The organism is Halostagnicola sp. A-GB9-2 (genome assembly GCF_030068615.1).
Lineage (GTDB): Archaea > Halobacteriota > Halobacteria > Halobacteriales > Natrialbaceae > Halostagnicola.
In genome coordinates this window covers 492,683-505,058 of record NZ_JASJOC010000003.1, presented here as the reverse complement: position 1 = coordinate 505,058, position 12,376 = coordinate 492,683, and the positions used below count along the sequence as shown (strand labels likewise).

General features: G+C 61.1%; 13 protein-coding genes. 7 read left to right on the top strand and 6 right to left on the bottom strand.

Features of this window, described 5'->3' with window-relative positions:
• Positions 1 to 164 precede the first annotated feature (164 nt).
• Positions 165 to 602 (top strand): response regulator, encoded by a 438-nt coding sequence (locus QNM96_RS11020; RefSeq protein WP_283836340.1) that lies wholly within the window; start codon positions 165 to 167, stop codon positions 600 to 602.
• A 23-nt stretch (positions 603 to 625) separates the two neighbouring features.
• Here the strand turns inward: QNM96_RS11020 and QNM96_RS11015 are convergent, their stop codons facing one another.
• From QNM96_RS11015 to QNM96_RS11005, 3 genes are all read right to left on the bottom strand, one after another.
• Positions 626 to 1,072: a GIY-YIG nuclease family protein gene (locus QNM96_RS11015; protein ID WP_283836338.1), complete on the bottom strand. Its 447-nt coding sequence runs from the start codon at positions 1,070 to 1,072 to the stop codon at positions 626 to 628.
• Positions 1,073 to 1,919: 847 nt separating this feature from the next.
• Entirely contained in the window at positions 1,920 to 2,930 is a 1,011-nt protein-coding gene (locus QNM96_RS11010) for an ATPase domain-containing protein (protein ID WP_283836337.1), read from the bottom strand.
• Between the two features lie 90 nt (positions 2,931 to 3,020).
• Entirely contained in the window at positions 3,021 to 3,851 is an 831-nt protein-coding gene (locus QNM96_RS11005; protein WP_283836336.1) for a helix-turn-helix domain-containing protein, read from the bottom strand.
• Positions 3,852 to 4,170: 319 nt separating this feature from the next.
• Between QNM96_RS11005 and QNM96_RS11000 the strand changes: the two genes are divergently transcribed.
• From QNM96_RS11000 to QNM96_RS10990, 3 genes are all read left to right on the top strand, one after another.
• Positions 4,171 to 4,437 (top strand): helix-turn-helix domain-containing protein, encoded by a 267-nt coding sequence (locus tag QNM96_RS11000; protein ID WP_283836333.1) that lies wholly within the window; start codon positions 4,171 to 4,173, stop codon positions 4,435 to 4,437.
• Positions 4,438 to 4,470: 33 nt separating this feature from the next.
• A complete protein-coding gene (locus QNM96_RS10995) occupies positions 4,471 to 4,887 on the top strand; it encodes a hypothetical protein (RefSeq protein WP_283836331.1) in 417 nt (138 codons plus the stop codon).
• 205 nt (positions 4,888 to 5,092) lie between these two features.
• A complete protein-coding gene (locus QNM96_RS10990; protein WP_283836329.1) occupies positions 5,093 to 5,398 on the top strand; it encodes a HalOD1 output domain-containing protein in 306 nt (101 codons plus the stop codon).
• Between the two features lie 27 nt (positions 5,399 to 5,425).
• Here QNM96_RS10990 and QNM96_RS10985 read toward each other — a convergent pair whose 3' ends face one another.
• Positions 5,426 to 5,803 (bottom strand): hypothetical protein, encoded by a 378-nt coding sequence (locus QNM96_RS10985; RefSeq protein WP_283836327.1) that lies wholly within the window; start codon positions 5,801 to 5,803, stop codon positions 5,426 to 5,428.
• Between the two features lie 144 nt (positions 5,804 to 5,947).
• Here QNM96_RS10985 and QNM96_RS10980 point away from each other — a divergent pair, with 144 nt between their 5' ends.
• The 3 genes from QNM96_RS10980 to QNM96_RS10970 all read left to right on the top strand — a co-directional run bounded on the left by QNM96_RS10980 (position 5,948) and on the right by QNM96_RS10970 (position 9,258).
• The gene (locus QNM96_RS10980; RefSeq protein WP_283836326.1) at positions 5,948 to 6,937 is read left to right on the top strand and encodes an NAD-dependent epimerase/dehydratase family protein; all 990 of its coding nucleotides are present in this window, start codon (positions 5,948 to 5,950) and stop codon (positions 6,935 to 6,937) included.
• Positions 6,938 to 7,293: 356 nt separating this feature from the next.
• Complete coding sequence (locus tag QNM96_RS10975; protein ID WP_283836325.1) at positions 7,294 to 8,112, top strand: FkbM family methyltransferase; 819 nt, start codon at positions 7,294 to 7,296, stop codon at positions 8,110 to 8,112.
• A gap of 84 nt (positions 8,113 to 8,196) precedes the next feature.
• Positions 8,197 to 9,258 carry an NAD(P)-dependent glycerol-1-phosphate dehydrogenase gene (locus QNM96_RS10970; protein WP_283836323.1) on the top strand — a complete coding sequence of 354 codons (1,062 nt, stop codon included), beginning with the start codon at positions 8,197 to 8,199 and terminating at the stop codon, positions 9,256 to 9,258.
• Positions 9,259 to 9,376: 118 nt separating this feature from the next.
• On the opposite strand, the gene QNM96_RS10965 is transcribed toward QNM96_RS10970, so the two are convergent.
• Complete coding sequence (locus tag QNM96_RS10965) at positions 9,377 to 10,393, bottom strand: lysylphosphatidylglycerol synthase transmembrane domain-containing protein (protein ID WP_283836322.1); 1,017 nt, start codon at positions 10,391 to 10,393, stop codon at positions 9,377 to 9,379.
• Positions 10,394 to 10,459: 66 nt separating this feature from the next.
• Positions 10,460 to 12,352, bottom strand: a complete 1,893-nt coding sequence (locus tag QNM96_RS10960; RefSeq protein WP_283836320.1) for a S9 family peptidase — start codon at positions 12,350 to 12,352, stop codon at positions 10,460 to 10,462.
• Positions 12,353 to 12,376 lie beyond the last annotated feature (24 nt).

Below are 12,376 nucleotides of genomic sequence, written 5' to 3'. Positions count from 1 at the left end.
GAGTCGCATCCAAATCCGTTCGAATCCAACAACGCGAAACCGTTCGGAGGGGGACTCCAAGCGGCGTACAATCGGGGACTCGATCACCCGAATCTCGAGCGGTTCCAAATCATGTAGTGGTCAGTCTTAGGTTCCCGACACGCGAACAATAAGGTGTGAAGAATTTGAACCCGTCTCAGTCACCCACGGTCTTGCTCGTCGAGGACAACCCGGGAGACGTTCGACTGACACGGGAGGCGTTCAAAAGTTCGGCGTTCGATGCCGTGATAGACAGCGTTGCGGACGGAGACGAAACACTGGCGTATCTGACTGACTGCGGCGATTCGCAACCGTACCCACAGCTGTTGTTACTCGACTTGAACCTCCCGAGAACCGATGGTTTCGACGTCCTCAAAGAACTCAGAGATAACGGCGAACACCCGAATTTTCCAGTCCTCGTGCTCACGAGCTCCAAAGCCGAGGAGGACATCCTCAAGAGCTACGAACTCTCTGCAAACGCTTACCTCACCAAACCGGAGAGCCCCGACGAATTCGTAGAGATGGTCGAAACGATCGAATCCTTCTGGTTCGACGAGGTACAGCTTCCGCCATCGGTTTCGTAGCGTCCCAAAGCGTATTCGCTGTTCTATCGCTCAGGCCCAGTGACGTCACTCGTCGGTTCGTCCGGATCGAGAGACCCGCCGGCGTCCTGAGCGGCCTCGAGAAGGACCTCCACCGATGGGGACTCGAGCAGGTGACCGAGACAGTCACAATCCGACGCGCCGAATCCCGGAACTCGCTCGCCGGGAAGAGTTCGGGCGAGTGCACATTCGCTGTCTTCGCCGGGAAAGAAAACGGCCCGCTCGAGGCTCGCTTCGGAACAGCCGAGCAAGTAATCGATATGCCAGTGGCGAGTTTCGCGGTCCCCTCGAGCGAGTTCGGCGTGACGGTCGACGCGAGCGAACCCGCCGGGTCCAAACGCCGTGCCGACATAGGCGTACACACCGGCTTCGAACTCGATCGATCCCAGCGCGCCGACCTCGAGCGTCGTCGCTCGCTCGAGGTCGATTACGAGGACGTATGTTCCGGTCATGCTCACTACCCGGTCTGGGATCGCCGCGAGAAAAATGGCGTCGGTTTCGCTGTTCTCGAAGCCGAACCGGACGGTGCTTCCGCCTTCCAGGTCTCCCCGAGTCGGGATCAGTCGCTCCCGAATCGAATCTCTGTTCGGAATCAGTTGCGTCGGTCCTCGTATCCCCGTTCTCGGTCCGGATAATCGACGTGTCGTCGGATGCCCGTATCGTCATCGCGTAGATGCGCGCGCTCGTCGGCGAGACCCTGTAGATCGCCTTCTTTTCGTCGACTCTGCTCGCGATTTCCGCCGCGTGTGGGGCCTCGTCCATCCTGGTCTCGGCCCCGGTTTTCATCTCGGCCCTACCCCTGACCGCGGTTCCGGCCTTGTTCCTGTCGTCGTCCTCGCTCCTGTCCCCGCCGTTGATCACCGGCCTGTCGATCACCCGCTTTGCGTCGCTGTCCCCGAGCGCTCCAGCGCTCGTCCGACTGTCGAGGAGAGTTCTCCTCGGGTCGCCCGTCGACCCGCTAGTTGTCGCTCGAGTCCCCGTCGCTCGTCCGTCGGGAATCGTATCTGTCGTTCATAGCTCTGTCAGGCCTCCGTTAGCGCGGTTCGAATCGAATGCCGCAGCCGTTGGAATATCGATGTTCCTCGCGCCGGCAGGGTTGGTCAGTCTGGAGAATAAAACCCGCTCGCGCTTCCACGAGTGCACTCGAGGCCGCGCAAGTGAATGCGACGTTTCTCCGGAGAACCGCGAGATTTCTCCGCGGAACGATCAGTCGGGGAATCGCGTGTAAGCTGGAAAATCGCATTCCGATCGAAGACAGCGCCGCTTCGCCCCCGCGTACCACGGAACGGTAACAGCCGATTAGTCGGGCGAATCCATCCGCTGTGCGCCGGTTCTGTGGTCGGCGAGCGAATGCGTCTCGGCCGGCGGATCAACCGCGAACAGGCCGCGGTGTTTGGCGTACCCGGTCGTGATCCACTCCGTGCGAACTCGCGCCGTCGTGAGCTTTCGAACGCCGAGCTGGGTAAAGCGAGTATCAGACGCGGCGTGGTCGGTCACCCGAAGATCGACGATGCCGTCGAACAGGTACTCGTCGGCGACGGCAACACCCTCATCTCTCGCAGTCGTTCCGCCCGCAACGATCGGAACGTATCGAGCCTTGCAGACAGTCGCCCGAATATCTTTGAAGAAGTTGTGAATCAGTTGCTCCTGGATCAGCGTCTCGATCTCGTCGATCGAATCGATCGTGACCAGACCGGTCTTGGACATCTCCATCGCTCCGAGGGTCCGAGTCAGGCCGTTCGCGACTTCGCGGACGTCGCTCGGGTCCCGAATTTCGACGATCGCATCCGACGCGACCTCGCCGAGAAACGCCGTCCACTCCGTCCGCGTGTCGAGAAACGAATCCCGATCCTCGAGCCGATGTGTGAACGCGTCGATAATCCGCAGCCGGTCGTTCTCGAGCGAAGGGATAACGTTCCAGCCGCTCTCGAAGAACCGCTCGAGGATCGCCGTCGGCGGGTTGGCGTAGGTGAGCGCGACGGCGGGTTCGTTTCGCTCGAGTGCACGCCAGACGAGTTCGGTGAGGAGCTCTTCGCGACGAGCGCCCTCGTCGCCCGAAAGGAGGACGAACGCGTCAGTCGGCAGTCCGTCCAGAAGGAGTGCGTCGAGTGGCTCGACCCCGGTGACGACTCGTTTGTAGCCGGCGGGGTCGGGAATCGATCCGCCGTCTTCGCTCGCCTCGAGACAGGACGAGGAACAGAACGTCACCGCTGCATCGTCCGACCGGTGTGGATCCTGTGGAATCGGATAGCCGCAGTGATCGCACTGCCGTCCGATACCGTCGTGCTCGCGTCGAGGATGGGATGGCATAGGAGTCTGCTCTACGAGCGGCGAAAAAGAACCCCCGTACGGTTCGGTGGAGCGCCGAGAAAGTGGGCCTGGACGGGAAGTCTCGCAACCTTACGGGTCGTCGGTGCCGGGATCATCGACCGGGGAAAGACCGGTCGCCATCAGGCGTCGCGCGATCGCAACGAGGCCGTTATCGAAACCGCGGCCGAAGACGGCTTGCTCGTGTTCGCGAGCGTTCTCGGACGTTCCGTGGAACGTACTCACCAGAATCGAACTCTGGTCCACCAGGAGTAACCGACTGATTTCCGTGTCATCGCTGACCCAATAAGAGTCGCTGAGCCACCCGAGACCAGAGACGAAGACCTCGGACTCGGGGAGGTCGTCCTGTACTCGTTCGCGGACCGTCTCGTCGGTCGTCCCGATAATGACAGCCACACCGCGTTGTTGTGCCGCCTGGAGCTGAGAAACGAGCTGGTCGGTGAAAATGGCTTCGTCGCCGAGGACGAATATCAGTTCTTCGTCGGCCTCGTCGATCAACTGTTGGGTCCGGCTCGAGATCCCGGTCGATCCCGAGAGTGCCCACACCTCGTGGGTGACGTCCGCTTCCGTGTCGGGAGACACCGAGTCGATCGCCTCCAGAGAGTCCCGAAGCGAGTCCGTCCGTGACTCGTATTTCTGTTGGAGCGTGTCGGCCGCCTCGCCGACTGAAACGGCGCGAAATCGTTGCGGGTTCGAGTGTTGGATCTCGACTAATCCGGCCGATTCCAGCACTCGAACCGCATCGTAGACGCGCGTTCGAGGAACGTCCGAGACCTCGCTGATTTCCTTTGCGGTCCCCTGTCGGAGACGGGTCAGTGCGACGAACGCTTTCGCCTCGTACTCCTGAAGCCCGAGCTGTTGAAGCAGTTCGACTGCCTCTTCCTGATTCGATAACTTATCCATGGGTCCCAACCCTGCTACCAGTAGCCCAGTAGCTGACTACCGCTTGACCCTCCACGTGAAAACACCTTCCGTTTGGTACCCCCTCACAGGGAATTCCCGCTTTCGGTACTGGTTTCTCGCGAACTCGCTCGAGGAGCACCCGTTCGAACGATTCACGGAGGAGATAGGTATTAACTCAGATAATCACAACAAGAATATACGGGATGACTGTGAAAGGGTAACCGGTACACAGCCCCAGACTGGGTCCCAACCATGCTGTCGCTGTGTACCGAACTCCCCATTAGGGAGGTTTCTGAACCGGAATACCCACCTACAGATCATGTCCCACGACACGTCGGACGAGCCACGGACTCTCGCTACGAAGCAACTCAACGCGTTCGGGCTGAGTACCTACGCTGCCCGGACGTTCGTCGCCCTCGTCGGTTTCGGCGGCGGAACGGCCCAGAACGTAAGCGACGCCTCCGAAGTTCCTCGAACGCGAGTATACGATGCGGCCGACGAGTTACACGATCGTGGGCTCATCGATGTGCAACACTCGAGTCCCAAGCGTTTCGTCGCGATTTCTGCAGAAACCACCGGCCGGTGATTGCACCAGAACTACGCTCACCGGGTGAACGTGTTGACGGACGCCCTCAACAGCCTCGAACCGAAAACCCGGTCGACGGAACAACACGGCGTCTGGACCGTTACGAACCGTGAACCGATCACCGATAGGGTGGTAACCTTCATCGAGGGATCGACAGAGGAAATCGTCTACATGACCGTCGCGAATCTCCTCACCGAAGCAATTATCGACGCCCTGCAAGCCGCTACCGAGCGCGGTGTCACGATTTGGCTCGCAGGAATGTCACCAGCCGCAACGGAGAAGATTCGACAGGGGGTCCCCGACGCCAAACTGTTCGATTCGTTGTGGGACTGGGCGGACGTACCCGCCGGATGCCTGTTAATGGCCGATCAAGAGAAGACGCTGGCGAGTGTCCTCGTGGCCGATGAGGGTGAAGATGGACCGGAGCCTTGCGACGAAACGGCGATATGAGGGGCGGGAGAAACGAACAGCCTGGTGATGGTACTCAAGGCGATGTTTACGTGGCAACTAGACGGAAACCGGAGCTGATACCGCCGACACACGTTGTCACTCACATAATCACAAAACTACTTTCCGCATCCATACCATATCTCTCTAGACGGTGACCCACCCCACGATCGAAGCGTCATCGGTACTGCCACGGTATATTTCAACGATGACCTCCGATGACGCTCCCACTGAACCGGGAACTGACGACTTGATCCGATACGAGTGGACTGAGACGGGCCGACCCAGTACAGCGGTGATCGAAGCGATCGCTGCGGTAACGGACTCCGAACCGGTAGCGATGCCGTCCATATACGATTTTATCGATCTCGAGGCGCTGGACGCAATCATTGCGAACCAGTCAACCGGAAGGACCGACACGATCACCGTCGCATTTCAGTACGACGACGTTCACGTGACGATCGGTAGCGACGGCAGCATCGAAATCCGGCCACCGAGGGCCGATCAGGAGTGAGCCGTCGGCTCCGGAATGAAACTATCACTATTCTAAATGTGTCGAAATGTACTCAAGGAGATCCTCGACGCGGTCGTGAGACCGATATCGAACGGTCCCATCGTATCGGTCGTATTCGATGACCCCCGCGTCAGCTAGCTTCGGGAGATGGTTGTGGTGAAGTTTGGCTTTATCGCTCGCGTTATCTTCCGAGTTCCGTGACAGCGAGCTGTTCGTTGTGGACTTCGGCGACGGGCCGGTCCGTTGGATCGCGACAGCGGCGGTGAGTTCGTCGATTGGGACGACCATGTCACCAGTTTCACGGAGCTGATGAAGGATCGCTCGCCGCCGCGGGTGGGCGACTAATTGAAGTATTGTTTCGGTCGAAATCGTCTGTGTATTGGCATCCATAGATAGTCCCGCCATGTTCAGACGGAACGTCCGATCGCAAGAACATGGATGAGCAGCTTGACCTCCGTCGCGGAAATCAATGGCGTTAACTCGAATCCTCACACCCCGTTTGCGAAGTCGGTTCACTACCGTTTTCCCGATGACCGTCCTTGAGGCGGTATGGAACGCGCATTCGTAATCGGCGGCACCCGATTTATCGGCCGCCACCTCGTCGAGGAACTGCTCGCACACGAGTACGACGTGACGATTTTCACCCGTGGGAACCACGAGAACCCGTTCGCAGAGGACGATCGGGTGTCCCACCTCGAGGGCAATCGGACGAACGATTCGGCGCTCGAGGTGGCCGCCGAGAACGCTGATCCCGACGCCGTCTTCGACTGCATCGCCTACCACCCGAAGGACGTCCGAGCGGCGACGAGGCTCTTCGACGACGTCGAGGCCTACGTCTACGTCTCGAGCGGGGCGGCCTACGAAAGCGAAGAGATTCCGAAACGAGAGGGTGTGACGGCCCTCGAGTCCTGTCTGACCGAACAGGAGACCGACGACTCGAGCGAGAGCTACGGAAATCGAAAAGCGGAGGGTGACCGGGCAGTGTTTGCGGCGGCCGACCGCGGCGTCAACGCGATGGCGGTCCGACCGAGCATCGTCTACGGCCCCCACGATTACACCGAGCGACTGGACGTCTGGATCGACCGGGTGAACGAGCACGACCGAGTCCTCGTTCCCGGTGACGGAACGAACGTCTGGCACCGGGCCTACGTCGAAGACGTCGCCAGCGCGCTCCGAATCGTCGCCGAACGCGGCGACCCGGGCGAAGCGTACAACGTCGGGGATCGACGACTCGTCACGCTCGAGGAATCGATCGAACTGATTGCGGATGCACTCGAGACATCAGTCGAGGTCGTCACCGCGGGACCGCGCGAACTCGCGGCGGGCGAACTCGAGCCCGAGGAGTACCTCTTCTATCGAGAGTACCCACACATCCTTTCGACGGCGAAACTCGCCGAACTGGGCTGGGAGTCGACCCCGCTCGAGGAGGCGATCGAACGGTCGGTCGCCGACCACCTCGAGAGCGACCGGGACGGCGCGGAGCACGATCCGGGACGAGCGTCCGAGGAGCGAGTGCTGGGCGTCCTGGAGACGATGTGACGAACGAGGGAGAGACGAACGACTCGAGACGCCCGGTTTGTGGCTTTAACAGATACATAAGCGCCATACAGTCCGACCCAGATCGTCGTGACAGCACCGCAAACGGGGCGAACACGCTCGAAATCACAGACAAATCATTGGTAATAGCGCTAAGTAAGTTTATGTAATAATTCTTCTAAGTAAAGACTTCAGCCGCATCCCACAGGAACGAGAAAGTGTGTGAAAACAATTAAAAATCGAGAGAGAACTACCTTCATCGCCATCAGAGGCAATTAACGGCAGTTTCACCGTTACATAGGTACTCTCAATTGGCAGATACAACAAAGCTTATTATCTCATTTCGAAGTGTCCTCTACATGGCAACTCCCATTCACCGGGCCGTTGATATTTATCGCGACGACGGCATAACGACGCTTTCGGCGAAAACGGTCCGGAGCCTACGAAGACGCGCGACGCTTGCATACTGGCGACTTCGAGGATCGCGAACGTTCGAATTCGGCGATACGGCGGCGACGTTCGACACTCGAGGCCGCGCCGCACGCTCGCTCCAGATATTCGATAGCGGAGAACGTAAAATGGTGCGAGACCTGCTCTCGGAGGTCGAGTCAGAGGACGTCCTCTGGGATATCGGCGCGCACATCGGCTTTCACTCGAGTCTCGCCGGACAGCGCGCGGACCGCGTCGAGGCGTTCGAACCCACGCCGGACACTGCGGGGCAGGCTCGAACGCACCTCGAGCGAAACGGCGTCGACTCGACCGTCCACGAGTACGCGCTGTGGGACGCCGACGAACAACTCACGTTGGACCACGAAAGCGCCGCGACCAGCGGGAACGGCTCGGTGACGGTTCCCGCCTATCGGGGCGATAGCCTCGTCGATGACGGGTTCCCGCAGCCGAACGTCGTAAAGATAGATGTCGAGGGAGCCGAACCGCGCGTCGTCGACGGAATGTCCGATACGCTCCGCGACGAGCGCTGTCGAACGGTTTACTGCGAAGTACACCGACCGGCCGTCGGCGACACCGAGGCCGATACCCGCCCGTCGATCGAGGACCACGGATCGTCGGTTTCGGCGTTTCTGGAGTCGATTCGAGACCTCGGCTTTTCGGTCCAGACGATCGAGGATCGAGGACTCGACATTCACATCAAGGCGACCCAATCGGAACGGCGGGAGTGAGGACGACGCTACCCCCAACCGCGAGAGTCCGGAGACGGCTCACGACGAGAACGCCTTTATATCGCGGCCGCCCTCCACAGAGATATGTTCGATAAGTCGACGTGGATCCGCTTGCCACGAAACGTCGTCGTGGGCAAGGGCGTTCGCTCGCAGTTCCTCGAGGTCGTCGAGGACCTTCACCTCCAGGGACGGCCGCTGTTCGTCACGAGTCCGACGCCCCGAGAGGTCGCGGCTGATCCGATCGCGGCCGACTTCGAGGCGGCCGGAATCGACCCGGCGACCGTAACCATCGAGCGGGCGACGTTCGAAGCCGTCGAGGAAGTCATCGAGACCGCCGAGACCGAGGACGTCTCCTACCTCGTCGGCATCGGCGGCGGGAAAGCGATCGATATCGCGAAGATGGCCAGCCACCACCTGAACATGGGCTTTTGTTCGGTTCCGACGGCGGCGAGCCACGATGGCATCGTCAGCAACCGTGGCTCGGTTCCGGACGGCGACACGCGCCACAGCGTCGCCGCGGAGCCGCCGCTTGCGGTCGTCGCGGACACCGAAATACTCGCGAACGCGCCGTGGGAACTCACGACTGCCGGCTGCGCGGACATTATCTCGAACTACACCGCCGTGATGGACTGGCGACTCGCCCACCGGCTCAAGGACGTTGAATACTCCGGCTTCGCCGCCGCACTCGCGGAGATGACCGCCGAAATTCTGGTCGACAACGCCGATCACGTCCGTCCCGGACTCGAGGAGTCGTCCTGGATCGTCACCAAGGCGCTGGTCTCCTCGGGCGTCGCGATGTCCATCGCGGGCTCCTCGAGGCCCGCCAGCGGTGCCGAGCACCTCTTTTCCCACCAGCTCGACCGGCTCGCGCCCGAGGCGGCGCTGCATGGCCATCAGGTCGGCGTCGGCTCGATCATGACCGCCTACCTCCACGATGGCGAACGCGGCATCTGGCAGGACATTAGGAACGCCCTCGACAGCATCGACGCGCCGACGACCGCCGACGAACTCGGTATCGACGACGAGACGGTCATCGAATCGCTGACGACGTGTCACGCGATCCGCGATCGGTACACGATTCTGGGCGACGGGATGAACGAACGGGCCGCTCGAGAGGTTGCGAGAAAGACCGGCGTCATCTCCTGATTGTTCGCCCGCTCGAGCGGGTAAAGGATGTGAGAAGTGATTGGCGACTACGAAGAACGCACGAATTGCATTTTTCGAGAAGGAGTGTCAACAGCGTCCTGCTAGAGATATACTGGAGTTAAACGCGAACCCGGTGCGTACCGCTAACGGAGAGATATACCGCCCCGAACCCGCCGACCACGAGGTGCGTCCAGTAGGTCGTCAGCCGGTAGAGGATAGCCGCGGCGGTCGCCACATCTCCCGAAACGCCCGCCGTCGCAATGAGGAGACTCGCGAGCACGACTTCGATGCCGCCCGTTCCGCCGGGAACGGGGAGAATTCCGCCGAAGGAGGCCAACGGCGCACAGACGAACACCAGCGCCAGGGAGACGTCGACGCCGAGGGCGAGCAAGGCGAAGTAAAGCGGTAAGGCGTTGACGATCCAGCCGACAATCGCGATCGAAAACGCGGCGACGAGCGTTCGGCGAGAGGCCTGAATCCGCTCGAGTGCCGTAAAAAATCCCTCGACGCGATCGGTGAGGATCCCCTGGTCAGCCGGCACTCGAGGGAGCTTTTTGATGAGGGTTTCACACCGCGAAGCGCCTTCGTACACCAGCGTTTTCGCCCAGCCGCGGTTGACGGCGACGATGAGTGCACCGGCAACGATCGCACCGCCGCTCCCGAGGATGAGGACGTTCGTAAACACCTCTTCCGTCGATCCGCCCGTTGTTGCGAACACCGCAAAGCCCAGAACTACGACGAGGAGGCTGGCGACGAAGTTGAACACCTCGGCGGTGGCCACCACCGCGAGGTTATCCTCGAACTTCGAGTCGGAGTTCGCCGCCAGTAGATAGGCCGTGATCGGCGTCCCGGTCGAACGGCCCCAGGGTAGCGCGCTCCGGGCGAAATACCCCGACAGAAACGCGGTGACGAACGAGACGCCTCGAGCGCCGTCTCCAATCGGGACGAGCAGTCGTTTGACGACCAATCCACGGAGCGCGAGCATTCCGATTCCGGCGGCGAGCGCCGCGATGAGTGTGGCCGGATGAGCTTGCTGAACGTTCTCGAGGACGTTCTCCCAGCCGACGCCGTAAACGAGAAGCCCAACGAGCGCTATCGCGACACCGAGGCCGCCGGCCGCGCGTCGCCAGCGCATACGACTCTTTCGGGAACACGGACGGTTAACTATCGTGCATCGGCGACGTTCTCCTATTGTTGCCGATTAAACATGTTCGTCGAGGAAGTCGGCGATTTCGGCGTAGGCTTCGATGCGGTTGTCGAGTTTTGAGAACCCGTGACCCTCGTCGGCGAATATCAGCTTCCGAACCGGAACACCCTGCTCTCGGGCCATTTTGACGATTTGTTCGGCTTCGCCGACCGGAACGCGAGGGTCGTTCTCGCCGTGGAGGACGAACAGGGGAGCCTCGAGCGACGAAACGTTATTGATCGGTGATATTTCCTCGAGGAACTCGCGATCCTCGGCGAGCGAGCCGTACTCGGCCTCCCGGAGTTCGCGACGCCAGTCGCCGGTGTTCTCGAGGAAGGTGACGAAGTTGGCGATGCCGACCACGTCGATACCCGCAGCCCAGAGATCCGGGTACTCGGTGAGCGAGGCTAACACCATGAAGCCGCCGTAGGAGCCACCCTTGCACGCGATTCTGTCGGGGTCGATCGCGGGATGATCCCGAAGCCACTCGACGCAGGCGCGGATATCCGCAACCGAGTCCATGCGCTTTTCGACGTCGTCGAGGCTCGCGTACTCGCTTCCGTAGCCCGAGGAGCCCCGCACGTTCGGTTCGAAGTAGGCGTAGCCCCGATTCAGGAAGTACTGCTTGACGCTCGAGAACGAGGGTCGACGCTGACTCTCGGGACCGCCGTGGATATCGACGATGACGGGCGTTTCTCCGTTCTCGGTCGTCTCGGGAAGGGTGAGGAAGCCGGGTACCTCGAGACCGTCGGGCGGCGTTTCCCCGTCGACGCCGAAGCTCTCGACGTGTTCGACGCTCGACTCGCGGAAGCTTTCGCGGGGGATACCCGCTGTCGGTGCCGCGGTCCACTGCTCGGTCTCGCCGGTTTCGACCTCGACGACGAAGACATTCGTGTTGATCGTATCGCCTGAGGTCGAGAGGGCGAATCGGTCGGCGTCGGGCCCGAAGCTCACGCCGCCAGCGATTCCGCCCGGAAGGTCCGGTTCCGGGAACGTCTCGAAGGCGGTCGGCTCCGCGGCGTCGAACTCGCCGACGGTGAGATCGGTATAGCCCTCGACGTTCCGCGAGTAGACGAACCGTCCTGTCTCGTCGTCCACGGCGATTCCGTCGACGTTCCACTCGCCGCCCTCGGCAACCGTCTCGAGCGTGTTCGTCTCGAGATCCAGATACGCCAGCTCGAGCGTGTCGGAATCCCTGTCAGTAACCAGGTAGAGTCCCGGACTCTCGTCGGCTCCGTCGGGAATCGAGGCCCAACTCGCGCTCTGGTACCGAACGTCGCCCTCGTGGGGCGTGAGGTTCTCGAGTTCGACCGATTTCGGATCGATGGACTCGAGGTCGCCGGTATCGTCTGTGGCCGCCTCGAGGTCAAGCACGTAGAGGTCCTGATCGAAATTCGAGTAGGCCTTCGAGACCAGGAGCTTCGAATCGTCCGGACTCCACCCCGAGAGGGTGAGCCAGCCGTCGCCCTCGGCGACGAGCGTTGCTCCGTCGCCAGTCTCGTCTCGGTTCTGAACGTAGATGTCGAAGACGGATTCGTCCCGGCGATTCGACGTGAACGCGAACCGCTCGCCGTCGTGACTCCAGCCGCCCCAGCGGTGCTTGGACTCGGGTTTCCGTGTCAGGTTCTCGATGACGCCGGTCTCGGCATCGAGTCGGAACAACTGCGCGCGCTCGTCGCCGCCCTCGTCCATCCCGAAGATCAGTTCGGGGCGTTCGGGCGACCATGACGCGAAACTCACCTGTTCGTCGGTAAACGTTCGCTGTTCGGGCCAGGATACCGGCTCCTCGAGCGTCCAGACCTGCGAGACGCCGGTCGTATTCATCAGAATGGAGAGGCGCTCGCCTTCGGGACCGAACGACGCGCCGTAGGCGCTGCGGATGTTGAGATAGCGTTCGATATCGTACATCGGGTGCGTAGAACATGTCGGGAC

What these genes read in the sequence shown, in the direction of transcription:
- QNM96_RS11015 (WP_283836338.1), bottom strand. Translation starts at nt 1,072, where the DNA reads ATGACCGGAACATACGTCCTCGTAATCGACCTCGAGCGAGCGACGACG.
- QNM96_RS11010 (WP_283836337.1), bottom strand. Translation starts at nt 2,930, where the DNA reads ATGCCATCCCATCCTCGACGCGAGCACGACGGTATCGGACGGCAGTGC.
- QNM96_RS11005 (WP_283836336.1), bottom strand. Translation starts at nt 3,851, where the DNA reads ATGGATAAGTTATCGAATCAGGAAGAGGCAGTCGAACTGCTTCAACAG.
- QNM96_RS11000 (WP_283836333.1), top strand. Translation starts at nt 4,171, where the DNA reads ATGTCCCACGACACGTCGGACGAGCCACGGACTCTCGCTACGAAGCAA.
- QNM96_RS10990 (WP_283836329.1), top strand. Translation starts at nt 5,093, where the DNA reads ATGACCTCCGATGACGCTCCCACTGAACCGGGAACTGACGACTTGATC.
- QNM96_RS10985 (WP_283836327.1), bottom strand. Translation starts at nt 5,803, where the DNA reads ATGGCGGGACTATCTATGGATGCCAATACACAGACGATTTCGACCGAA.
- QNM96_RS10980 (WP_283836326.1), top strand. Translation starts at nt 5,948, where the DNA reads ATGGAACGCGCATTCGTAATCGGCGGCACCCGATTTATCGGCCGCCAC.
- QNM96_RS10975 (WP_283836325.1), top strand. Translation starts at nt 7,294, where the DNA reads ATGGCAACTCCCATTCACCGGGCCGTTGATATTTATCGCGACGACGGC.
- QNM96_RS10970 (WP_283836323.1), top strand. Translation starts at nt 8,197, where the DNA reads ATGTTCGATAAGTCGACGTGGATCCGCTTGCCACGAAACGTCGTCGTG.
- QNM96_RS10965 (WP_283836322.1), bottom strand. Translation starts at nt 10,393, where the DNA reads ATGCGCTGGCGACGCGCGGCCGGCGGCCTCGGTGTCGCGATAGCGCTC.
- QNM96_RS10960 (WP_283836320.1), bottom strand. Translation starts at nt 12,352, where the DNA reads ATGTACGATATCGAACGCTATCTCAACATCCGCAGCGCCTACGGCGCG.